This window comes from Streptomyces sp. NPDC034111, assembly GCF_055575375.1.
The window spans coordinates 145992-168750 of record NZ_JBVIST010000008.1; the positions used below are offsets into that span (position 1 = coordinate 145992).

A 22759-nucleotide genomic window follows, 5' to 3' on the forward strand; every position below is an offset into this window, starting at 1 on the left:
CGGGCCGTTCCGGGCAGCGAGCGACGACAGGGTGCGCGCCCAGGGAGGGCGGAGGGGCCCGTAACCGTCCGGACACCACGCGCGACCACGGTTGCGGCAATTCCCGCCCGGCCTCTCGCCAGGCACCTCCCCGCCGTAGGACCATGGCTCGCTCCCTTCTGGCACACCCCGCCCGTCGCCCGCCTGTCCCTTGCCGCTCGTTCCGTACGCCGCGCCCTCGGGAGGACCCGGACCATGAGCAGACCGTTTGCCGTACGCGGCCGCCTCACACTCCTGCTCACCACCCTGCTACTCGGACTGCCGCTCACCCTCCCGCCCGGACCGCTCGCGCACGCCGCGGGTGCCACGGACGCCCCCTCACCGGCGTTATCGGCCGACGCCTACTGGACCGCGCAGCGGATGCGGGCCGCCGAACCCGCGGTCGCCACCAAGGCGGCGCGGGCGACGGAGGCCAGGTCGGGCCCCGCCGCGGATCCCGCCCCGCCGAGCCACCCCTTCGACGGCCTGCCACAGGTCGGCACCTTCTTCTGGACGGACGGCAGCAGGACCGGCCGGTTCTGTGGCGGGACCGTCGTACGCAGCCCGCACCGCAACCTGGTGGTCAGCGCCGGGCACTGTCTGCGCTCCCCCGACCCGAAGCGCCATCTGTCCTTCGTGCCGCAGTACCACGACGGGCTGAAGCCGCACGGGATCTACCCCGTCGAGCTCATCTACCTCGACCAGCGCTACTACGACCTGGGGACGGCGGCGGGTGCCCGCTGGGACTACGCCGTCGTACGGCTCGGGGCGCGTACGGACGGCGCCGAGGCCGAGGAGGTGACCGGCGGCTTCGACCTCCTCCCCCACCCGGGCTACCGCCACCGGTCCGTACGGCTCATCGGCTACCCGGGCAACAGCGACACCACCCACCCCAAGCCGCTGGACTGCACCTCGTCCACGCACCGGTACACCAGCACCGATCCGGCCGCCCCCGGCGACTTCCTGGAAATCGCCTGCGCGGGCTACATCGGCGGCACCTCCGGCGGCCCGTTCCTGGTACGGGACCTGACCGGTTACGCCCTGATCGGGGTCATCGGCGGCTACCACACGGGCGGCGACTACCCCGACGTCTCCTACAGCTCGTACTTCACGCTCGACACACTGGCGCTCTACCTGCACGCCGTCCGCGGCGATACTCCCCCGGGGCCGCGCCACGGCCGGCCGTAAGGGCGCCACTTCCGCCGCGAGGTGACGCCTCATCACCGGCCCGTATTTCCGGGCATGGAGAAGAGCCCCTGTTAATGTCGGCGTCGGGGGAAGGCCGGTGGTCCACCAGGTCCGCAGTGGAAGGTGACGCGCATTGGTGCCGTCGTTTCTCGTCTCCGCACTGAACCGCCTCTTCAGAAATGAGGCCTGGCGCCGGTTTCATGCGCAAGCGGCGTTCCTGGTCACCGTGGTCATGGCCGCGGTGCTTCTCGGGGGTGCGGCGCTGGTCGTGGTCGCCGAATCGGGTGCGCCGCACGCCAATATCACGTCCTATCCGAAGGCGTTGTGGTGGTCGTTCGAAACGGCCACCACGGTGGGGTACGGAGACTTCTACCCGGTGACGCTGTGGGGGCGGATCATCGCCACCCTTTTGATGCTCTGCGCCATTACGGCCTTCGGTGTCATCACGGCCGCCCTCGCCACCTGGTTCGTCGGCCGTGCGGAGCGGGACGTGGCCCGCCTGGGCAAGGCGGTCGGGAATTACGCACGGGAGGATGTGGAGGCGTTCCGCTCGGAGCTGCACACGCTGCACGCGCGTTTCGACCACGTGGAGAACCTGATCAAGGACAGAGGCTCCCGCACGTCCTCATAACTGCCTTTTCGCGCCGCAGTCCGTCCGTCTAAGGTGGTGGCGTGATCGATTCCTCTGACGTCCGCCGCATCGCCCTCTCGCTACCGGAAACGGTGGAGAAGGAAGCCTGGGAGATGCCCACCTTCCGGGTCGCCGGGAAGATGTTCATCACGATCCCCGACGATGAGACATCCTTCGCCGTACGGTGCCCCATCCATGAGCGGCGGGAACTGATCGCAGCGGAACCGAAGAAGTTCTGGGTGCCGCCGCATGAGGCAAGCTCCTCATGGGTGCGGGTCCGGCTGGCGGAGCTGGAGGACATGGAGGAGTTGCGGGACATCCTCGTCGACTCCTGGAAGCAAGCCGCTCCGCCACGGCTGCTGGACGTCTTTCCCACGTAGGTTTTCCCACCCGGGAATTCCCACCCGAGATTCACCATCCAGGATTTCCGGCGTCGGAATTCCACGGCGGATGGGGAAACCGCCGGACGTCCTCAGCCGTGGTACCGGCGCCGCAGGTCGCTCCAGTCCAGGGCCTGGGAGGCCTTCAGCTGGGAATGCTCCGCGGCCTCGCGCGTCTCGGCGAGGACATCGCCGTGCTTCTTCACGAGCTCTTCGTAGATCGGCGTACGGCCGGATGTGTGCGTCGCGGTAGTCATGTCAATGGTCCCGTTCCCGTGAGTGTTCATGGCTGCGGCCCAGCAGATTTTGCCGCCCCGGGAAGAAGGGAGCACCTCAGTTGTCAGCTGAACTCTTGGTGCGCCAAGGGGGGTTGCCCCCACTCGTGCACCGCTCCCCCGTGCAGCCCGGACATCCTGTCATGCGCGTGCCGAGCACGCAAAAGATCACCCCGGAGCCTGAGACTCTTGCGGCCATTACGGATTATCGAGACCGTTCGGGGTCCGTTTAGGACCGTTGAAGACCGTTCAGGACCATTGCTGCACGTAGCAGTTATTGATGCCGTTCATGACCGTTGATGGCCTTCATGGACCTTGACGGCTTTGGTGAAGTTGCTTGGGTCGGTGGCGTGACGTCGGGCCGCAGCTCCTGCCGACTCGGCCCGTACGGACTGCCACCGACACCACGACTGGCCTAACCCTTTCGGTTCCCGGGGGACGTCTTCCACATCCCGGCGACTTCCTTGAAGGCGTCCCTGTGCGACACGTCCGGGTGGCGCGCTTTGAACTTGGGAAGTTCATCCTTCATGAATTGGTTGTAGGGGGACAGACTCTTGGCCCCGGAACGCTTCTGCGCCTTGCGCGTGGTCTCTTTAGGCATGATCGCTCGCATTCCTTCAGGTAGCGGTGGGCGATTGACGTCATCTGCTCGGGAAAGCCCCGAAGCCTGATGCCCACCGACGGACGCTGCCGATGACGTCAGCGGCCGTGAGCATCCCGGTCGTCTCCGAGAGCCCCGGCTGAGCGCTATCAGTACCACCGAGCGGAATACCTCACACCTCACTCACTCCGACCCAGGGGGTACGACGTCGGGACCGTCGCCGTCGGTTCCTCTGCGCGGCGGCTACCGGGGGTCAGTCGCCGCGCGCCTCCTCCCGTTGGCCCGGCATGGCGGTGAACTGCTGCGCTGCTCGGGGGACGGCGCGGCCTGGCGCCCGGGGGCGGGCGGCCGGCTGCCGATACTGGGGGAATGCCGGAATTCGCTGGGGCAGAGGTGCTGGTGGTGGGGGCCGGATGAGCGCGCGGGAGGTGGCCGTCACCGGATTGGGGCTGGTCACACCCGCCGGGGTGGGGGTGGCGGCCACCTGGCAAGGGGTGCTGGCGGGTGTCCCCACCGCGGAGTGTGATCCGGCGCTCGACGGTCTGCCGGTGCGGTTCTGTTGCCGTGTGCCCGGCTTCGACGCCGCGGAGCTCCTTGGCCGCCGGCTGTCCTGGCGTCTGGACCGGTGTGCGGCGATGGCTCTGGTGGCCGCCCGGGAAGCGGTGGCGGACGCCGGTCTCGGCGCGGAGCGCTGGGATCCCCTGCGGGTGGGTGTCGTCCTGGGCGTCGGTACGGCGAGCATGGAGCGTTACGAGGAGGAGTTCGCCAAGCTGACCGCGGGCCGGCCCACCGACATCTCGCCGCTGGCCATTCCGCGCAGTGTGCCGAACATGGTCGCCGGCGAAGTGGGGATGGATCTGCGTGTCCGCGGGCCGAATCTGACGGTCAGTACGGCGTGCGCCTCGGGTGCGACGGCGCTGGGAACGGCGCGGCAGCTGCTCCTTTCGGACGCCTGCGATGTCGTGATCGCGGGCGGCAGCGAATCGCTGTGCAGCCGCATTCCCGCGGTGTGCTTCCACCAGATGGGCGCACTCTCCGGCCGTCACGACGACCCGGCGGGTGCCTCCCGCCCCTTCGATGCGGACCGTGACGGATTCGTCCTGGCGGAGGGGGCCGGGGTGCTCGTACTGGAGCGGACGGAGCACGCACGGTCCCGCGGGGCCCGGGTCCGGTCCTATCTGGCGGGCTACGGGGCGTCGTGCGATGCGTACCACTTCACCGCGCCGCACCCGGAAGGGCGGGGGGCGGCCGAGGCCTTGACGGTGGCCCTGTCCGACGCCGGGATGGAGCCGGCGGACATCGGCCATGTCAATGCGCACGGCACCTCGACGGTGCTCAACGACCGGGCCGAGGCCTCGGCGTTGCGGCAGGTCTTCCGCCGGCCGCCGCCGGTGACCGCGGTGAAGGGGACGTTGGGGCATGCGGCCGGGGGCGCCGGGGCGATCGAGGCCGCCTGCACGGTGCTGACGCTGGAGCAGCAGAAGATCCCGCCCACGGCGAATCTGCGGTGTCTGGATCCGGAGATCGGCCTGGATGTGGTCAGCAAGGTGCCGCGGCCGGTGCGTATGACGGCGGCGGTCAGCAATGCCTTCGGCTTCGGGGGACAGAACGCGGTGCTGGTGTTCCGCTCGGCCCCATAAGGCGGAGCGGTGTCCTCCGTGGAGAGTTCACGCGAATGCCCGGCTTTCGTCTGTGCGCCGGTGCGCGCGTTCCCCGGCACTCCGACATACTGCAACGTACTGCGCATAAGTAGGAATATCGCCGGTTATCTGGGGGCTGGTGCGCGACTCGGCGGCGCTGCCGCGTCGTGGCCGGCCCGCCGTCGAAGGAGTGAGTCGTTGATCACGGTCACCGGTGCCACCGGCTTTCTCGGAGCGCATCTACTTGCCGGACTGCTGCGCAGGGACGACCGCCCGGTCTGCGCACTCGTCCGGAGCGATCCGGACGCCGCCCGGGAGCGCCTGCTGCGGGCGGTGCGCAGTACGGGTGCCCGGTGGGAGGAGGCCGACTTCCACCGTCGGGTGACGCCCGTACGGATCGAGCTGCCCGCCCCACGACTCGGTCTGTCCGCCGAGGAGCACGGGGCGCTGGCGCGGCGGACGCAGGAGGTGTGGCACTGCGCTGCCGACACCAGTCCGCTGGGGCACGAGACCGCGTTGCACCCGACCAATGTGGAGGGCACCGCGCGGATCCTGGAACTGCTCGATGCCGGTGAGCGCGATGCGCGGCTGTTCCACATCAGCACGGCGTTCGTGGCCGGGAAGCGCCTCGAGGGTGTGGTGCCCGAGGACGCGCTGGAGGAGCGGTACGGATTCGCCACCACGTACGAGGAGTCCAAGTACCGCGCCGAGGTGCTGGTACGCCGCTGGGCACAGGACCAGGGCCGGACGGCGGTGGTCTTCCGGCCGAGTCTGCTGGTGACGGACCGGCCCGCCGAACCGGGCGAGCCGCGCCACTGGCTGGCGGTCCAGGCCGCCCGGACCAGTCTCCTCGGCCGGCAGGATCATGTCCGCGCACTGCGGGCGGCCGGGCCGGAGTCCGGGGAGTTGGGTTCCCCGTATACGGCGCGGATGCCGGGGCGGCCCGATGCCGTGGTCAATCTGTTGCAGGTGGACTGGGCCGCGGCGGCGATGCTGCGGTGTGCGGCGCGCCCTGGGCCCCCGTTCGAGACCTTCCATGTGACGCACCCTCAGGACTGCTCGGTGCAGTGGCTGCTGCGTATCGCTCTGGAGTCGTGCGACTGGCTCGACGTCGAGTTCGACCCGGATCTCACCCCGGAGCGGATGCGGCCGCTGGAGCGGTCCCTGATGCGGCTGGCCGCCGGGCTGACACCGTACTGGTGGTCCCGGCGCCGCTACGACCGGGCCCGGCTGACGGCCGCGACGGCCGGCCTGGAGCCGCCGGCGGAATTGTCGGCGCAGTATGTGCGCACGGGCATGACCGTCCCCCTCTCCTCCACCACCCCCATGACAGCCACCTCTTCAGCCGGCTCCGCACCCGCCGGCTCTGCACGGAAGGGACCCGTGAGGACTCATGTCTGACCCCGTGTCCATGTCCGCTCCTGGACCCGATGACGCCTTCGATGCCTACGCCGCGATCTGTGCGGCCCTGACGGAGACGTTCGGTGTCGAGTCCGCCGAGCTGCGGCCCGGCGCCACCTTCCAAGAGCTCGACATCGACTCGCTCGCGCTTCTGGAGTTCGCCCTCGTGATGGGCGAACGCCTCGGCCTGAGCAGCGGCGATGCCGATCTGCGCCCGGCCATGACGCTCGCGGAGGCTGCCGGGTACGTCGAGGCGCTGCGGTCGGGGGCCGAGGTGACGGGCGGGGCCGGACAGCCGGTGGCGCGTACGTCGGCGCCGTAAGCGACAGCTGGTCGGCCTACCGGCCGACGGTCGGCAAGTCCTTCACCCCGTCCGACGTGGTCGAGGGCTCGCCCCGGAAGCGGTCCGCCACCACGGCGGGGCCGTTGGCCGCAGGTCTGCGGATACCCGCGGGGGCCCACCAGTTGGCGCGCCCGGCCAGCCGCATCACCGCCGGTACGAGCACCCCGCGCACCACCGTGGCATCGACGACCACGGCCAGCGCGAGGCCGAAACCCAGCTCCTTGAGCAGCAGCACGTCCGACGAGGCAAGCGCGCCCATGGCCACCGCCACGGCGAGCGCGGCCGCGCTGAACAGACGGCCGGTCCGGGCGATGCCGTGGACTACCGCGGACGTGTTGTCCCCGGTGGCCCGGTAGTGCTCCTGGATACGGGAGAGCAGAAACAGCTCGTAGTCCACGGAGAGGCCGAAGGCCACGCTGAAGAGCAGAAGCGGAATGGTCATGTCCAGGGTCCCGGTGACGGCGAATTCGCCCAGCAGCCACCGCAGATGACCGTCCTGGAAGACGAAGACGATGCCGCCCAGGGCCGCGGTCAGACTCAGTGCCGCCACGGCCAGGACCTTCAGTGGAATCAGCACGCTGCGGGTGAACAGGAACACCACCGTCATGGTCCCCACGGCGATCAGCGCGCCGGCCGACGGCAGTGCGCCTTTCAACGCCTCGCGTGCGTCGAGGACTTGTGCCGCCCAGCCGGCGATCTGCGCGGGGCCGGGGGACGGCAGGTCCCGGACCGCGCGAACCAGGCCGGCGGCCCGCCCCGACTGCGGGTCGGGCGTCATCGTGAGCGTCACGACCGTCCCCCGTGCCCCGCCCCGGGTACCGGCCGTCCGCGCACCGCGCACCCGTCTGCCGCCCTCGTACCGCCCCGTCACCGTGGCCACGCCCCGCACCCCGGTCAGCGCGGACAGCCTCCGCCCGTACGCATCCAGCGCCGCCCGGCCGACGACCGGATCGGCCCGGGGCAGCACCACCGCCAGCGCACCCTCCGGGGACGTCCCCCACTCCCGGTGGAGCAGTCCGGCGGTCGTACGGGCCTCGGCCTGCGTCGGCAGGATCCGCTCGTCGGCCAGCCCCAGCCGCCCGTGCCCGAAGGGCAGCACCAGCACCGCCAGCAGCACCAGGCAGCCCGTCCCCCACCACAGTGGGCGCCGGGTGACCGCCCGCGCCGCCGTGCGCCACAGCGGACTGTCCCCGCCGAGCGTCGGCGCCGGTACGCACCGCAGACGCCCGAGCGGATCCAGCGACTCCACCCGCGCGCCCCAGCCCGCCAGTACGGCAGGCAGCACGAGCACCGCCGTCAGCGCCGCCAGTACGACGACCGTCATCCCCGCGTACGCCATCGAGCGCAGGAAGGTGAAGGGGAACACCAGCAGCGCGGCGAGGGCGGCGGTCACCGTGCCCGCCGACACCGCGACCGTACGACCGGCAGTGCGCGCGCTGGCCTGCGCGGCCGCCGGCGGCGCCAGCCCGAGCGCCCGCTCCTCCCGGAACCGGGCCACGATGAACAGCGCGTAGTCCACCGCGAGGCCGAAACCCAGCGCACCGATGAGGTTCACGGCGAAGACGGAGACCTCCGTGACGGCGGTGAGCACCCGCAGCGCCGCCAGCGCACCCACCGCCGACACCCCGCCGACCAGCACCGGCAACAGCGCGGCCGCCAGTGACCGGAACGCCACGGCCAGGATCGCGAACGTCAGCGGGGCGGCGATCAGCTCGGCCCGTACCAGGTCGGTATGCGCCTGCTCGGTGGACTGGGCCATGCTCCACGCGGGCCCGGTGGCCCGGACCTCGAAGGGGCCGTCGCCCCGTTCCGTGTAGCGGGGCACCAGTCGCTCGGCCGTACGCGCCGTCTCGGTCTCGCTGCCGCGCAGATCGGCCAGTACGAGCGCGAAGCGGCCGTCGGGTGACCGCAGGGCCTCGTCCGGGTCCGCCGGGTCCGTCCAGTACGACCGCGCCCGCACCACACCCCGTTCGGCGGCCAGCCGCTCCGTCATACGACGTCCCGCCGCGCGCACCGCTGGGTCGTCCAGGGAGAGCCGGGCGGTCTCCGGCCGCAGTACCAGGACGAGTTCCGGTCGGTCGGCCCCGAAGCGGGCGGCCCACACCTCGGCCCGCGCCGAGGGCGTCCCCGACGCGGTAAATCCCCCCGACGAAAGCTGCTCACCCAGCCCGGAGGCCACCCAGCCGAACGCCACGCACAGAATTCCGGCCATGATCAGCACCCGCTTCGGAGCCCGCACCACCCACCAGACCCCGCCCCCGCGTCCCCGCCCCCGTCCGAGCCCCTGACCGTTCCCAGGAGGTCCGCCGCTGCTTCCGCCGCATTCCGTACGCGTCGCCGCCATGCCCCGATGTTCCAGCCGCCTTCCCTCCCACCTGAGGTGACGCGCCGTCAGCAGCAGGCTGGTGGAACGGATGGCGGAAACGCCGACGTGGGCCCCCGCTCCCCGTCCCGCGGTCGTACGGGACCTGGCAGACTCGCCCCTCGACACCGGCCGGTCAAGGGAGGCGACCTCGTGAGTGCAGCCCCGTACGTACGCTTTCAGGGCACCACCCGCAGCCCACGGGGCCACTTCCCCGGCATCTTCGCCCTGGCCAATGGCCTCGCACGGGACGGACGGCTCAATGACGAGCAGTACCGCTTCTGGCGCGCCGGCAATGACTGGTACGACGCCCACTACACCAATCCGTCCGACGTCGATCCCACCGTCTACGACCGCGAACTGAACCCGGGAGCGGTGGCGTGGTTCAAGTCCACCGCGGTGCATCTCCTCGAGCGCGTGGAGGGCTATCTGGACCTGCTCGCCGCGCACGCCGTGGACTGCGAACGGATCGAGTCCACCAACCCTGGGCGGATCATTTACGAGGACGAGGACCAGGTCGTGGTGGTGCCCTGGCAGCGCGACCGGTCCAGCGGGTGAACCACGTACCCCGTCATGCGCGGGGCGTCAGTGTGCGATGCCGTCGATCAGCTCACGCGCACCCTGGCGCAGCAGGGCCACGGCCACGGAGGTGCCGAGCGTTTCCGGGGTGAGCGGTCCGGCCCACTCGTGCGCGTTGAGTACGGTCTTGCCGTCCGGCGTGAACACGCAGGCGCGCAGGGAGAGTTCGCCGCGCCGGTCGGTCTTGGCGTAGCCGGCGATCGGGCTGTTGCAGTGGCCCTGGAGGACGTGCAGCAGCATCCGTTCGGCGGTGGTCTCCTGGTGCGTCCGCGGGTGCCCCAGTCCGCTGACCGCGTCGATGGTGTCGGTGTCGCCCTCGCGGCACTGGAGCGCCAGTACGCCCGCGCCGATCGGCGGGCACATCTCGTCGACGGACAGGATCTGGGTGATCACATCCGTACGGCCGATGCGCTCCAGCCCCGAGACGGCCAGCAGCAGCGCATCCGCCTCACCGGCCGCCAGCTTCTCCATGCGGCGGTTGGCGTTTCCGCGCATCGGCACACACTGGAGGTGCGGATGGGAGGCGGCCAGTTGGGCGATCCGGCGGACCGACGAGGTGCCGATCCGGGTTCCCGCGGGAAGTTCGTCGAGGGTGAGGCCACCCGGGTGGATCAACGCATCGCGGACGTCATCGCGCTCCAGGAAGGCGGCGAAGGTCGTACCGGCCGGCAGCGGGCGGTCGCCGGGGATGTCCTTGACGCAGTGCACCGCGAGGTCCGCCTCACCGGCGAGCAGGGCGGCGTCGACCTCCTTGGTGAACGCCCCCTTCCCCTCGACCTGGGACAGCGCACCCATCCAGCGGTCACCGGTCGTCTTGACCGGGATGACCTCCGTGGCGATGCCGGGGTGCAGCGCACCGAGTTCGGTGCGGACGCGCTCCACCTGGGCCAGGGCCATCGGCGAGTCGCGGGAGACGATGCGGATCAGTTCTGGGGCGGACATGCGCCCACGATAGACCGTCAGTTCCGCGGTGCTGACACCAGCAGGCCCGGCTGCTCCGGCTTTGCCTCGCCGGCGGTACGGTCCCGGCATGTACCGATCACGCGATACCGATGCCCCACCGTCCCCCGTCACCGCGGACGATCTCGACCGCGCCGTGCAGCTCGCCGTGGCAGTACTGCGCCAGGCACCCCCGGAGGCGTGGGAGGGCCGGGCCGGTTCGCTGGAGTGGGACTGCTGGGAGACCGTCGAGCACCTCAGTGACGACCTCTTCGCCTATGCGGTCCAACTTGGGCCCAGGAAGCCGCCGTTGGACAGGGAGGTGCCCTTCCTATGGGAGAGCCGGCGGCCCGGTGGACCGTCGAACGCGGTGCATGCCAACCGGGCTGCCGGGCCCGCCGGGCTCCTCCAGGTGCTGGAGGCATGCGGCGCGCTGCTCGTCGCGATGGTGCGTACGACGGCGCCGCAGGTCCGTGCCCACCATGTCTTCGGGGTGTCGGACGCGGAGGGATTCGCCGCGATGGGGGTCGTGGAGACGCTGGTGCACACGCACGATCTGGCGGAGGGGCTGGGCGTGAGCTGGGATCCGCCGGCGGAGCTGTGCGCCCGGGTGCTCGGCCGGCTCTTTCCTGACGTCCCCGAGGGCGCGGCGCCCTGGCCCACCTTGCTGTGGGCGACGGGGCGCGCGGCACTCCCGGGGCACCCGCGCCGCACCGGCTGGCGCTGGGACGCAACGGTCCGCCGATAGGCCAGCGCACTTGCGCCGACCGGGTGAGCAGGCCTCATGGACGCGGCGGCGCCTCCTCACAGCACCTAGGAGAAACGGGTAGCCGCGCGTCGGATTCCCTGGGCGAACATGACGGAGCCCGGGCCGGCGAGATGCCGGCCCGGGCTCTGTCCGGTTGCGCCTATCGGATTTCGAGGTGGGCCTCCGCGTGCGGACGACTCACTACTCAGGCGCGTCGGTACGAGTCGAGGTGGGCGAAGACCACGACGTTGTCGACGTAGTCCTTGACCTTCCTGTCGTACGCGCCGCCGCAGGTGATGATCCGGAGCTGGGCGGTGGGTACATCGGCATAGACCCGGTCGTTGGGGAAGTTCGCCTTGCTGAAGGTCTCGACGCTGTCGACCTTGAAAGTGGCGATCATGCCGTCCTCACGGGTGATGTTGACCGTGCTGCCGGGCTTGAGCGATTCGAGTTGCAGGAACACCGCCGGTCCGGTCTTGGTGTCGACATGCCCGGCGAGGATCGATGAGCCGCGCTCGCCGGGTGCCGGCCCGTCTTTGAACCAGCCGACCAGATTCTTGTCGTTGGCGGGCGGTGCATCGAGCTGTCCGCTCGGGCCGATTCCCAGTTCGGTGAACGGGGCGTCGACGGCGATCTCCGGAATCCTCAGCCGCTTGGGCATGGAGCGTGGCAGGGCCAGGCCCTGGGCGGCCGGGGAGGCGGAGGAGCCGCCCCTGGGGGTGGCGGAGGCGGCAACGGCAGGGTGGGACTGGGGCTGGGGGTCTGCCGAGGTGTCCACGGAGTTGTAGACGAGGAGGGAGCCCAGCAGAAACACTGCCGCGGACCACAACAGGCCGCGGCCGACGGGACGGGTTGCGGAAGCGGTCCGGGGCGGGTTCGGTTTCGGCTGGGGTGGCGACTGCTGGGCGGTCATGTGCGGGTGCCTTTCATGAACGGTGCGGCGACGAGGCGTGAGGGGGCGGCGGAACGCAACCGCCGCGGCCACCGTCCACGAGGAACGGTGGCCACGACGGCGCAGCGGCCTCCGTACGGTCAGCCGGGTCAGGCGACCGCAGAGCCCGAGGTGTTGCGACGGCGCAGCATGTACGCACCGGCGCCGAGGCCACCGAGCATCAGCACGGAGCCGGCGGCCAGGCCGCTGCCGGCCGCCATACCGCCACCACCGGTGTGGATGCCACCGTGCGGCTTGCGGTGGTCGCCGTAGCCGCCGTAGCCGCCGTGGTCGTAGTCACGGCCGTGGTCACGGCCACCGTCACGCCCGTGGTCGCGACCGCCGTCACGCCCGTGGTCGCGGCCACCGTCCCGGCCGTGGTCACGGCCACCGTCCCGGCCGTGGTCACGGCCGTGGTCGTCGCCGTAGCCGCCACCCTGGTCCCAGTCACCGACCACGGTCTTGGCCAGGAAGCCACCACCGGTGTGCACCCCACCGCTCGGCTTCCTGTGGTTGTCACGGCAACGGTCCCGGTCGCGGTCGCGGTCACGGTCCCGACCGTGGTCACGGTCCCGGTCACGGTCACGGCCGTTGTCGCGGCCACCGTCCCGGCCGCCGTCGCGGCCACCGTCCCGGCCGCCGTCGCGGCCACCGTCGCGGCCGCCGTCGCGGCCGCCGTCACGGCCACCGTCCCGGCCGTTGTCACGGTCCCGGCCGTTGCCGCGGTCGCGGTCACGGTCCCGGTCCCGGCCGTTGCCGCGGCCGTTGTCACGGTCGCGGTCACAGCGCCTGTTGTGGTCGTCGTTGCTGGAGGCAGTACCACTGTTCGCGGCAATGTCCTCCATGATCATGGCGTTTGCAGCGGGTGCGGAGATTGCGAGGGCCGCTGTGATGGCGGCCGATGCGAACAGGGTGCGAGCAGTGCGCATGGGGACATGTTCCTTTCGGCGCGACTGCGAAGGCTGACTCTTTGTCGGCACATCGGATCGCAGTAGCGACGTGATCACCGTCAGCCGAATCCTGACCTCGCACCACCGGAGAATGTCGCATTCGAGGTATCCCCTGCGCTCTTCGGGTGGCCGGAGGCAGCAGATTCACCCGTTGGACGGCGCGCGTCGTCGGCGTGTCGCGCAACGAGTGGGCTAGGGGGCTTCCATGACGCTCGACGGCGGCCGCCGGGAGGCCGATGGGAGCCATGCGATGGTTCAGCGCTCAACGAGCACGGTGGCGGCCGAATGTCCTGCGCGACCCAGCGATGCGGGTGTCCTGACCCAACGCCTCCATGTCCCAGCAGTGTTGATGCGGTGAGGCTTCCGGACGCACTGAACTGCCCTGTGCGCAGGGCACCTTCGCCCGCTCCTCTCCACCCCGCTTCTTCACGGCCGCCTCTCCGCCGCATCCTCCCCGCGGCAGCCTCGCCACTGTCCGCGGAACAGGGCACCGATCAACGCCCTTCTGCCGCGGTCCTGTTCGGCGGACAATCGGCAGCGCGCTGCGCGGTCCGTTCGGAATGGCCAGGACAGGCAGGCACATGGCGATTCGATACGTGGAGACGGAGTCAGTGGGCTCGTGTCACGGCGTGACGGCACCGGGCGCCGTCACCCGGACAGCGGAATTCGTACGGCCGACGGGGTGGGCCAAGGTGCGGCACGGCCTTTCATGGGGCTATCGGGCCGGCCACCGCGCGCTCAGGTGGAGCGGTCCCGGAGCGCCTCGTCGACGATGGCCTCCAGCCGGGCGTGGTGCGCGCCGCGCCAGTAGACCCGGCCACAGGCGGTGCACTGGGCGAAGACGTCGTACGTACGCTGGGTGCCGTGCTGAAGCTGCTCGCGGACCGAGTCCTTGTCGGCGTCCGCCAGCGGGCCGTTGCACGCCGTACAGCGTGTCCAGGGGGCAAGCGTGGGCGCGAAGCGCTCCAGTACGTCCCGGAGTTGGTCGTCGGGCCGGTCGCTGTAGATGAACGCGCCCGCCCAGATCTCCCGTCGGCGCAGTAGCCCCCGGTCCCGGGAGAGCAGCACCCGTCGTTCCCTCGCGGAGAGCTCGGCGAGCGCGGCGTCGCCGGGGTCCTCGTTGGTGTACGCGGCGTCGACGCCGAGCAGCCGCAGCCTTCGCGCGAGCGTGCCGAGGTGGACATCGAGCAGGAACCGCAGCGGCGCGCCGGGGACCCGCTGCGGGCGTTCGACGGCGTACACCTCGATGCGCTCGCCCGCGCCGGGAACGTGCGAGGCGGGAACCTCGGCGCCGTCCACGACCAGCCTTCCGACCTCGGTGAGCGGGACGCCGAGCGACTCGACGACATGGCCGAGCGTCGATGACCCGTCGGTCACCACCGGCACAGCACCGCCGGTGTGGCCCGCCGCGACAAAAACGTGCAGCTCAGGGGCGAAGCTGAAGTGGACCTGGGGACCGTTCACACCGTTCACGCCGCACAGCATGTCATCGGGCGGGCCCGGCCAGCCAGCGGATTCCCCTCGGTGGCCGGACAGCGCATTCCTGCCGGTCACAGGCCGGGTGGTGGGGCGGATCGCGGCCGAGGGGCGACCGGTCCGTGGGTGCCGGCGGCACCGGTCCTGCGACATACGGACCGCGGCCATCGGCTGCATACGGCCGTAGCGGCCGGCTACATACGGACCGTAGCGGTCCGCGTCCCGGATTGTGCACGGTGGAGCAGGCCCCGCTCCCCCGCCGCCCCTAGCCTCACTGCCACCACACGACCCACGTCTCCCGCATCCACATCGTCAGCACCCGCATCTTCAGCACCCACCACCTTCAGCATCACGCGCATCTCCCACCTCACGCGCGTCTCCCATGCCACGCGCGTCTTCCCATGTCACGCGCGTCTCCCATGCCACGCGCGTCTCCCGTGTCACCAACGAGGGGCGGTACCGGTGAACTGGCTCATCCACGACTACCGCGAGAAGGATCTCGCCGAGGTGGTCCACCTGATCGACTCCACCGCCGAGCTCGGGCAGGAGTCCGTGTTCTCGCTGGCCGAGTGCATCAGCGCACTGACCTCCCGGCAGCCCGCCGTGGTGGCCGTCCACCAGGGGACGCCCATCGGTACGGCGCTCGCGTGCGTGGCGGGTGAGCGGGGCTGGGTGATGCGGATCGCGATCTCCTCGGCCTGGCGCGGCCGGGGGCTGGCCAGCGCGCTCCTGGTGGAGCTGGAGCAACGGCTGGTCTCCGCCCGGGTGAGCCGTATCGCCTACGTACTCCCCGAGGAGGAGCTGCTCGGGGAGGGGCTGCTCAACGCGGGCTATACGCGCCAGCCCGCCGTGGCCTACTTCGAGAAGGTCGAGCCGCACCACGGGCCCGCGGCCGGCCTCCTGGAGGACCTTGGCGGCCGGTTTCTGCCGGCCGATCTGTGGGCCAAGGTGGCCGGCATGGAAGCGGAGAAGGACCTCATCGAGCGGCGGGTGATCCTGCCGCTCGCGGAGCCGGAGCGGGCCGCCCGGCACGGGGTACGGCCGCCGCGGGCGATCGCCCTGTTCGGTCCGCCGGGGACGGGAAAGACCACCTTCGCGCGCGGGATCGCCGCCAGGCTCGGCTGGCCGTTCGTCGAGCTGCTGCCGTCCCGGCTGGCCGATGAGGGCAATCTGGCGGCGGCCCTGCGCAGCGCGTTCGCCCGGATCGCGGAGCTGGAGCGGGTGCTCGTCTTCATCGACGAGGTCGAGGAGATCGCCCCGGTCCGCCATGAGCCCGCGCAGCCGGGCGGACTGCACGGTGTGACCAATGAGCTGCTGAAGCTGATACCCGGCTTCCGCGAGCGGGGCGAACGGTTGCTGGTGTGCGCGACCAACTCCATCCGCTCACTGGACCCGGCGTTCCTGCGTCCCGGTCGCTTCGACTATCTGATCCCGATCGGTACGCCGGACCCGGCGGCCCGTGCGGCGATCTGGTCCCGGTACACGGACGGCCGGGCCGAGGTGGATGTGGCGGCCCTGGTGGCGGCCAGCGAGCTCTTCACCCCGGCCGACATCGAGCATGCCGCCAGGGTGGCGGCCCAGGCCTCTTTCGAGCGCGACCTGGAGGCGGTCGGCGTGGGGGCGGGCGGGCGCGGGCGGCCCGGCGCGAGCACCGAGGACTACCTCGCCGCCCTCGCCCACTGCCGGCCGACCGTCACCCCAGCGATGATCGACGAGTTCAGCGCGGACATCACGACCCACGCCCGTTGCTGACGGCCGCGGCGGAGGCGTGACGGGCGCGGCGGAGGCTCGACGTGCGGGGCGGAGGCGTGACGTGCGGGGGCCGCCGGCCCGGCCGGACACCGCCTCAGCAACTCAGGTGGTCGCCAGGGACCGTACCCAGGATCTGCACAAAGCTCTGGTAGCTGTTGATCCGGCTCTGCACCTGCCCGGGGTTGCCGCCGTTGCATTCCAGGGAGCCGTTGATGCTGCGGATGGTCTCGCCGAAGCCGGCGCCGGTGACCATCGCGGTGTGCGGGCGTCATGGTGCCCGGCCCGGTCTGGGTGTTCCAGTACCAGAGCGCGGTCTTCCAGGCGACGGCGGCGTCCTGCTCCACCAGATAGGGGTTGTTCAACAGGTCGATGCCCAGCGCATCGCCGGCCGCCTTGTAGTTGAAGTTCCAGCTGAGCTGGATCGGCCCGCGCCCGTAGTAGGCGGCTTGTCCGGCGGGGCATCCGTAGGGCTGGGTGGCGTCACAGTAGTGGGGGTAGTTGCCGGTGTTCTGCTCCACCACGTGGACGAGACCGCCGGTCTCGTGGCTGACGTTCGCGAGGAAGGCCGCGGCCTCCTGGCGCTTGACGGTGTCGCTCCCGGTGGTGGCGAACTCCGGATACGCGCTGAGCGCCGCGGTCAGTCCGCTGTAGGTGTAGAACGGGTTCCGGTTCGGGAACATCTGGTTGAACTGCGCCTCGCTGACGACGAATTCCTCGGCCCGCGAACCGGCGCCGATTCGGCCCTCGGCACAGAAAGAAGCACACCTTGCGGTGGCCGCGGCCGGCGCCGCGGGCACGACGACGGCGAGGCCAATGGCGACGGCGGCGGCGCTCCGTAACGCGGCGATACGAGATCTCATACGGGACTCCTTCGCGCGAACCGCGGGCCTCCGGGCAAGGGGCGGTACGGCCGCTGTGGGGGGAATTGCCTTGGGTAACTGCCTTACGAGCTCGGCCCGTTGGGGTGCGGGGCGGGGCGAGCCAAAGCAGGTAGAAGCGACGGCGCGCTGCGGCGGCCAAGTTCAGGTCTAGACCAACTTCAGGTTATGGGCGGGGACTTGAGCATGTCCATACCAATGCGCCGATGGATCCCGCCACAACGGCTCCACCCCCCAGCGCCCCACCCCGGGCGGCCGCAAAATCGCGGGTGGGATCGTCGGCCCTGTGCGAGAGTGACGCGATGACGCGAACAATCGGACTGCTCGGCGGTATGAGCTGGGAGTCCACGGCCGAGTACTACCGACTGCTCAACGAGCTGACGCGCGAGCGGCTGGGCGGTCTGCACTCCGCGCGCTGCGTGCTCTACTCCGTGGACTTCGCAGAGATCGAACGGCTCCAGGTCGAAGGCCGCTGGGAGGAAGCCGCCGAGGTACTGGCCGATGCGGCCAAGGCACTGGAGTCGGCCGGCGCGGAGATGCTGCTGCTCTGCACGAACACCATGCACAAGGTGGCCGACGAGGTGGCCGCCGCCGTGACCGTCCCGCTGGTCCATCTCGCCGACACCACCGCGGACGCGGTACGCGCGAACGGCCTGCGCCGCATCGGGCTGCTGGGCACCGCCTTCACCATGGAACAGGACTTCTACCGCGGCCGCCTCGAAAGCCACGGGCTGGATGTACTGGTCCCGGACGACGCCGGGCGAAGCACCGTCCATCGGGTGATCTACGAGGAGCTGTGCCGCGGCATCGTCCGCGAGGAGTCCCGTGCGGCCTACAGGGCCGTCATCGCCGATCTCGTCGCGGCCGGCGCAGAGGGCATTGTGCTGGGCTGTACCGAAATCGAGCTGCTCATCGGCCCCGAGCACAGTCCGGTACCGGTCTTCCCGACCACCCGGCTGCACGCCGAAGCGGCCGTCGACCGCGCACTCTCCTACCCCCAATAGGCCGATCAGGAACGGCCAACTTGCCCAGCACCACAGATTTTTGGGTGGTGCGGGGGTTTGAAGTGACGGCAGGTACTCTGACGTGGTGTCGCGTAGCGAGTTGGAACGACTGGCCAGGATCCGGATGCAGGTCACCGGAGAGACTCTCGAACGCGCCATGGCCGTGCTCGCCGGACATACCACCACCGAGCCCGGGCCCGAGCCTGAACCGGAGCAGGGGTCCGAGACCGATAGCGAGGCCGAGGCTGAGGCCGACCGCGGAAGCGAAGGGGCCGGTGCGACGGACGGGAACGGCGCGGCCGCCGAGGGCAGCGACCCGGACAGTGGCGCCGACCCTTCCGCCGCCCCTTTCACCGGCCCTGCCGCTCGACGGAACCCTCGGTGCCGCTCCCACCTCCGCGGCCTCTGATCGGGGCCGGCGGCTGCGCTTCACCGCGGCGCGGACCAAGCACACATGGGCGTGAACCCAGCGCATATGGGCGCGGACGTAGCGTGATCGCACCACGTCGGAGGCCGCCGCGGCGTCAGGAGCGGAGGGCGGACGGCTCCGGCGGCGGGCTCACCCCCGGGTCAGCGGCCGTGCTTGCAGAGGCGCGCGGAGCATCTGGTGGCCCCCGCTCGCCAGCATGCGGACCTCGCCCCGTTCGCTGATCTCCGCGCGCACGATCCCCGACTCATCCTCGTAGATCGGATACCCGCCGGCGCCCGCGCGCTCGGTACGCCGGACGATCACCACGTCGTCCTCCACGGCAGGAGCTTGAAACACCAGCTCATAGCATTCCGGGTAGTCCATCGAGTCCTCCCGATACGGCTCGGCGCCCGGCAGATGCTTGCGGCACTCCCCCCGGCCGCCACTGCACACGCGCGCCGCTGCACCTCGGCCCTTCCATGGTCGCCCACGGCCGCCCGCTCCGCCTCAGGAGAGCGCGGCAGCGGCCGGTTCCCGGTCAGGTGAGCGCTCCCCCGGCTGCCCGAAAGGGACCGAGGCCCGCCCGTAGGGACCGTCGGCGGTGGTCCGTCCTGCGCGGCGCCGCCGTCCGTCCAGCCGCGGATCCGGGGCCGGGCCGGCGGCGAAAACCTGACATTTGTCATCCGGACTTGGGATCAAGGTCGTTCTCAGGGTTGACGGCCGGCTGCCGTGCCACCGCGAGAATCGGGACGTCAAGATCAACACCGGCCACAGGGCCTGAACTCACGGAGACAGCATGCCCGTTCCTCCTTCCCGGCACCGTCCGATGCGGCTGGCCGGGAGCGCCACCGCCGTCTTACTCGCACTGACGGTGCCGACCGCCGCCTTCGCCGCTACGCCGCCCACCACCCCCGGCCGAGCCCTCCCCACCGCCGCACACTCCCACCAGACAGAGCTCGGCCGGATGGTGCTCGACGGCCCGGCACTGGATCGTGCGGCTCTCGATCGCGCTGCTCTGGACCGGACGCTGAAGGCCTTCCATGACGCGGGGATGTACGGCGCCTACTCGGCGGTGCGGGACGGCGCGGAGGAGTGGCGGGGCGCAGCCGGCGTCGCCGATGTCGGCACCCAGCGCCCCACCACACCACAGATGCGGCACCGCATCGGCAGTATCACCAAGACCTTCACCTCGGTCGCCGTCCTGCAAGAGGTCGGCAAGGGGCGTATTGCGCTGGACGCGCCCATCGGCCGGTATCTGCCGGACCTCGTCCCCGGTGAGCGCGGCCGGGCCATCACGGTCCGAATGCTGCTCAACCACACCAGCGGAATCGGCGACTACGCGGGGGCGATCTTCGCGACGCCCGACAGCTTCGAAGGCAACCGCTTCCACCAGTTCGACCCCCGTGAGCTGGCCCGACTGGGCCTGAAGGCAAAGCCGTTGGGCAAGCCGGGCCAGGCTCATCACTACTCCAACACCAATTACGTGCTCGCGGGCCTCCTGCTGCGCAAGGTCACCGGTACCTCTCCGGAGGCGTACATCACCGAGCACGTCATCCGGAAGGCGGGGCTGCGGCACACCTACTTCCCGCGCTCGCCGCACATCACCGGCCCGCACGCCAAGATGTACGAGGCCGCATACGGCGGGTTCCAGCCGCCCCGCGACTTCAGCGTCTACAACATGTCCTGGGCGGGGACGGCCGGTTCGCTGATCTCGACGATGGCCGATCTCAATCACTTCTACCGGCAGCTGCTGGGCGGTGAACTGCTCGCCCCCGCGCAGTTGCGCCAGATGAAGACGACGGTGCCGATCGAAGGCAGCAGCGGTCTACGCTATGGCCTGGGCCTGCTCAAGAAGACGACGTCATGTGGGGAGCTCTGGGGGCACAACGGGCTGGTGCTCGGCGCCATGACCTGGTCGCTGTCGAGTGCGGACGGCCGGCGCCAGATATCCCTCGGTTTCAATTTGACGCGCTATCAGAAGCTGGACGGGCACAACGTCCCCCAGCCGGGCCCGATAGACGCCGCCTTGGAGGCGCATCTCGGTCAGGCGCTGTGCGGGACGCACCAGGGCCTGCGGCCGGGGCTCTCCGGCGCTCCGGGACGCTGAGTGGGCGGTGCCCCGCTCCCGCGCGCTGTCACGGGAGCGGGGCGGATCCGAGAAGCGCCAGCAGCTCGGATAGTTACGGAAACCACGGTAAGGGCCACCACTGACAACGGCGGGCCGGTGAAGACGACGGCCCGCTCATGGACCGCCTCGACCCACCACAATTCAGGCCGGTCAGCGGCGCATTCCTCACCCGATCGGGGTACGCGTCGGCGGCGGCAGGAGGGAGAGTGGGGGCATGAGACCTCGGTTTTCGCTCGCGACGGTGGTCGTGGACTGTCCGGATGCGCATGCCCTTGCCGCCTTCTACCGGCGGCTGCTGGGGTGGGAGGTGACGGCCGACGAACCGGACTGGGTACTGCTCCGCTGCCCGGAGGGAGGGACGGGGCTCGCGTTCCAGTCCGAGCCGGATTACCGGCCGCCGGTGTGGCCGGAACGGCCCGAGGAGCAGCAGAAGATGCTGCACCTCGACTTTCGGGTGGAGGACCTGGTCGAGGCCGAGGCGTACGCGGTGGCGAGCGGTGCCACGCGGGCTCAGTGCCAGCCGCAGGACGATGTGCGGGTGCTCTTCGATCCGGCGGGGCACCCGTTCTGCCTGTTCCTCCACTGAGGAGCCGCACGGCACACCGGCGATACGGCCTCCGCCCCGTCACCCCCGCCCCACGGGCCCCTGGTCACGCGCCACGGGCGAACGCGGAGCGTGTGGGACTGGACACATGCAGGCAGCGGAGCCGAGCCGGGGCACCGACGGTCGTTGCTGGTCAGGGAGTTGGGGCGGCCCCGGAAGCGCCGCCGGGGCGAGGGCGGCGGGGCGGGGGCGGCCACGCGTGGGGAGGCATTGTCAGTGTCTGCCCCTAGCATTGCTCATATGTCCCCAACTCCTTCTGCCCCTACGGGTGTGCCTTCTCCTGCTTCCGAGGCCAACGAATCGATTCGGCGATTTGTCCGCGCCCGTCGCGGTCTGGCCTGGACGGCGCAGGACATGGCGGAGTATGCGGCGCTGCTGGAGGTCTGGACACTCGCGGTGCGGTCCGAGATGACGGAGGTCGTCGAGGCGGCGTAGCCGGTCAGCCCGCGTACTTCACGACGATCTTCGTGTATGCGTAAGGCTCCTGGGACACCCCGCTGCAACTGTCGCCGTCGCTGCCTGCGCCGCACGGACGGTCGCGGTTGACCGACCAGAACGCGAAACGGGCCAGGTGGTGCTGCTGGGCGTAGGCCAGGATCGTACGGAAGTCGGCGAGGGTGACCGTCTCGTCGGCGTCATCGGTCCTGCCGTTCATGGACGAGACGCCGGTGTGCCGGGAGGCGTCCGCGTCGCCGTAGCCATAGGCGCTTTTGACGGCGGAGGTGAGGCCCTGCAAGGCGCTGACGGTGGCCTGGCCCATGGTGCCGCTGTGGCCGCCGAAGTCGAACGGCATGACCACCCAGCCGTCGTTGTCCAGGCGGGCCGCGGCGCCCTTCTTGATGAGGTCCTTGCCGTTGGCGTCGGGGCCGTTGGGGGTGGTGCCCATAGTGACGTACGTGAGCATGCCGGGGTTTCTGGTCTTGACGATCTTCAAGGCATCGATGACGCGCTTGCGGACCGTGGCCTGGGTGAACTCGGTGTTCTCGATGTCGATGTCGAGCGCCTTGAGGCGGTACGCGTCGATCACCTTCTGATAGGCGCCGGCGAGCGCGGAGGCGTTGCCGCACTTCTCACCGAGTTTGGCTCCGCTCCAGCCACCCACGGAGACGACCACATCGCCGCCCTTGGCCCGGATGGATCTGATGGCCGCCTCATCGCTGCCGCCGGTGAGCGCACGGTTGCCGTCCCACGTCGGATTGCAGCCGCCGTCGGAGAGGATGAAGGCCAGCGTGAAGGTCTTGGTACCGGTCGCCGCCATGACGTCGGTGGGCTGCTGGGGATTACCCCAGCCGAGGTATTCGTAGGGCGCGGCGGCCATCGGTACGGCCCGTCCGACCGCGGGCCGGTGCACGCCGGCCGGCGCCGTCGCGGGGAAGGCCCTCGGGGAGCCCATTGAGGAGGCCATCGGGGACTCCGCCGGTGACGCCGCCGCAGCGCTCGCTCCCACCACGGCGGTGGTCGCCAGGAGCACGGTGGACAGAGCGAGCGGCAGGGGGCGCGGACGGTGGGGCCGGCTGGTCAT

At 70.6% G+C, this 22759-nt stretch carries 22 protein-coding genes and 1 pseudogene; 13 read left to right on the forward strand and 10 right to left on the reverse strand.

The genetic code is table 11. The annotated features are described in order from the left end of the window. Positions 1-234: 234 nt before the first annotated feature. The 3 genes from ACZ55A_RS20600 (at position 235) to ACZ55A_RS20610 (ending at position 2217) form a co-directional block, all read left to right on the forward strand. Complete coding sequence (locus tag ACZ55A_RS20600) at positions 235-1206, forward strand: trypsin-like serine peptidase (RefSeq protein WP_468841819.1); 972 nt, start codon at positions 235-237, stop codon at positions 1204-1206. Positions 1207-1342: 136 nt separating this feature from the next. Then, a complete protein-coding gene (locus ACZ55A_RS20605) occupies positions 1343-1837 on the forward strand; it encodes a potassium channel family protein (protein ID WP_468841821.1) in 495 nt (164 codons plus the stop codon). Positions 1838-1878: 41 nt separating this feature from the next. Continuing rightward, entirely contained in the window at positions 1879-2217 is a 339-nt protein-coding gene (locus tag ACZ55A_RS20610; protein WP_468841823.1) for an MmcQ/YjbR family DNA-binding protein, read from the forward strand. 92 nt (positions 2218-2309) lie between these two features. Here the strand turns inward: ACZ55A_RS20610 and ACZ55A_RS20615 are convergent, their stop codons facing one another. Continuing rightward, positions 2310-2474 (reverse strand): hypothetical protein, encoded by a 165-nt coding sequence (locus ACZ55A_RS20615; protein WP_468841825.1) that lies wholly within the window; start codon positions 2472-2474, stop codon positions 2310-2312. A gap of 433 nt (positions 2475-2907) precedes the next feature. After that, entirely contained in the window at positions 2908-3105 is a 198-nt protein-coding gene (locus ACZ55A_RS20620) for a hypothetical protein (RefSeq protein WP_468841827.1), read from the reverse strand. A 401-nt stretch (positions 3106-3506) separates the two neighbouring features. Here ACZ55A_RS20620 and ACZ55A_RS20625 point away from each other — a divergent pair, with 401 nt between their 5' ends. The 3 genes from ACZ55A_RS20625 (at position 3507) to ACZ55A_RS20635 (ending at position 6456) form a co-directional block, all read left to right on the forward strand. After that, positions 3507-4733, forward strand: a complete 1227-nt coding sequence (locus tag ACZ55A_RS20625) for a beta-ketoacyl-[acyl-carrier-protein] synthase family protein (protein ID WP_468841829.1) — start codon at positions 3507-3509, stop codon at positions 4731-4733. A gap of 198 nt (positions 4734-4931) precedes the next feature. Then, entirely contained in the window at positions 4932-6134 is a 1203-nt protein-coding gene (locus ACZ55A_RS20630; protein WP_468841831.1) for an SDR family oxidoreductase, read from the forward strand. Between the two features lie 10 nt (positions 6135-6144). After that, positions 6145-6456: an acyl carrier protein gene (locus ACZ55A_RS20635; protein WP_468841833.1), complete on the forward strand. Its 312-nt coding sequence runs from the start codon at positions 6145-6147 to the stop codon at positions 6454-6456. A 16-nt stretch (positions 6457-6472) separates the two neighbouring features. On the opposite strand, the gene ACZ55A_RS20640 is transcribed toward ACZ55A_RS20635, so the two are convergent. Beyond that, positions 6473-8689 carry an MMPL family transporter gene (locus ACZ55A_RS20640; RefSeq protein ID WP_468841835.1) on the reverse strand — a complete coding sequence of 739 codons (2217 nt, stop codon included), beginning with the start codon at positions 8687-8689 and terminating at the stop codon, positions 6473-6475. Positions 8690-8992: 303 nt separating this feature from the next. Here ACZ55A_RS20640 and ACZ55A_RS20645 point away from each other — a divergent pair, with 303 nt between their 5' ends. Then, positions 8993-9397: a hypothetical protein gene (locus tag ACZ55A_RS20645; RefSeq protein ID WP_468841837.1), complete on the forward strand. Its 405-nt coding sequence runs from the start codon at positions 8993-8995 to the stop codon at positions 9395-9397. A 27-nt stretch (positions 9398-9424) separates the two neighbouring features. Here the strand turns inward: ACZ55A_RS20645 and hemC are convergent, their stop codons facing one another. Next, entirely contained in the window at positions 9425-10360 is a 936-nt protein-coding gene (gene hemC, locus ACZ55A_RS20650) for a hydroxymethylbilane synthase (protein ID WP_468841839.1), read from the reverse strand. A gap of 88 nt (positions 10361-10448) precedes the next feature. On the opposite strand from hemC, the gene ACZ55A_RS20655 reads away from it, so the two are divergent. Beyond that, positions 10449-11105 carry a DinB family protein gene (locus tag ACZ55A_RS20655; RefSeq protein ID WP_468841841.1) on the forward strand — a complete coding sequence of 219 codons (657 nt, stop codon included), beginning with the start codon at positions 10449-10451 and terminating at the stop codon, positions 11103-11105. A gap of 205 nt (positions 11106-11310) precedes the next feature. Here the strand turns inward: ACZ55A_RS20655 and ACZ55A_RS20660 are convergent, their stop codons facing one another. From ACZ55A_RS20660 to ACZ55A_RS20670, 3 genes are all read right to left on the reverse strand, one after another. Beyond that, entirely contained in the window at positions 11311-12018 is a 708-nt protein-coding gene (locus ACZ55A_RS20660; RefSeq protein ID WP_468841843.1) for a class F sortase, read from the reverse strand. 128 nt (positions 12019-12146) lie between these two features. Continuing rightward, positions 12147-12965: a hypothetical protein gene (locus ACZ55A_RS20665; protein WP_468841845.1), complete on the reverse strand. Its 819-nt coding sequence runs from the start codon at positions 12963-12965 to the stop codon at positions 12147-12149. Between the two features lie 759 nt (positions 12966-13724). Next, positions 13725-14471: a Mut7-C RNAse domain-containing protein gene (locus tag ACZ55A_RS20670; protein WP_468842072.1), complete on the reverse strand. Its 747-nt coding sequence runs from the start codon at positions 14469-14471 to the stop codon at positions 13725-13727. Positions 14472-14924: 453 nt separating this feature from the next. Here ACZ55A_RS20670 and ACZ55A_RS20675 point away from each other — a divergent pair, with 453 nt between their 5' ends. Next, positions 14925-16214, forward strand: a complete 1290-nt coding sequence (locus tag ACZ55A_RS20675; RefSeq protein ID WP_468841847.1) for an ATP-binding protein — start codon at positions 14925-14927, stop codon at positions 16212-16214. Positions 16215-16308: 94 nt separating this feature from the next. Here the strand turns inward: ACZ55A_RS20675 and ACZ55A_RS20680 are convergent. Then, positions 16309-17074: pseudogene (locus tag ACZ55A_RS20680) on the reverse strand (chitinase). Positions 17075-17394: 320 nt separating this feature from the next. Between ACZ55A_RS20680 and ACZ55A_RS20685 the strand changes: the two are divergent. After that, positions 17395-18096, forward strand: coding sequence for an aspartate/glutamate racemase family protein (locus tag ACZ55A_RS20685; RefSeq protein WP_468841849.1), 702 nt, complete (start codon positions 17395-17397; stop codon positions 18094-18096). 559 nt (positions 18097-18655) lie between these two features. Here ACZ55A_RS20685 and ACZ55A_RS20690 read toward each other — a convergent pair. Then, the gene (locus ACZ55A_RS20690) at positions 18656-18889 is read right to left on the reverse strand and encodes a DUF6296 family protein (RefSeq protein WP_468841851.1); all 234 of its coding nucleotides are present in this window, start codon (positions 18887-18889) and stop codon (positions 18656-18658) included. Between the two features lie 412 nt (positions 18890-19301). On the opposite strand from ACZ55A_RS20690, the gene ACZ55A_RS20695 reads away from it, so the two are divergent. The 3 genes from ACZ55A_RS20695 to ACZ55A_RS20705 all read left to right on the forward strand — a co-directional run bounded on the left by ACZ55A_RS20695 (position 19302) and on the right by ACZ55A_RS20705 (position 21672). Further along, the gene (locus ACZ55A_RS20695; RefSeq protein WP_468841853.1) at positions 19302-20612 is read left to right on the forward strand and encodes a serine hydrolase domain-containing protein; all 1311 of its coding nucleotides are present in this window, start codon (positions 19302-19304) and stop codon (positions 20610-20612) included. A 235-nt stretch (positions 20613-20847) separates the two neighbouring features. Continuing rightward, positions 20848-21219 (forward strand): VOC family protein, encoded by a 372-nt coding sequence (locus ACZ55A_RS20700; protein WP_468841855.1) that lies wholly within the window; start codon positions 20848-20850, stop codon positions 21217-21219. A 288-nt stretch (positions 21220-21507) separates the two neighbouring features. Further along, positions 21508-21672, forward strand: coding sequence for a hypothetical protein (locus ACZ55A_RS20705; RefSeq protein WP_468841857.1), 165 nt, complete (start codon positions 21508-21510; stop codon positions 21670-21672). A 4-nt stretch (positions 21673-21676) separates the two neighbouring features. Here ACZ55A_RS20705 and ACZ55A_RS20710 read toward each other — a convergent pair whose 3' ends face one another. After that, positions 21677-22759 (reverse strand): chitinase, encoded by a 1083-nt coding sequence (locus ACZ55A_RS20710; RefSeq protein ID WP_468841859.1) that lies wholly within the window; start codon positions 22757-22759, stop codon positions 21677-21679.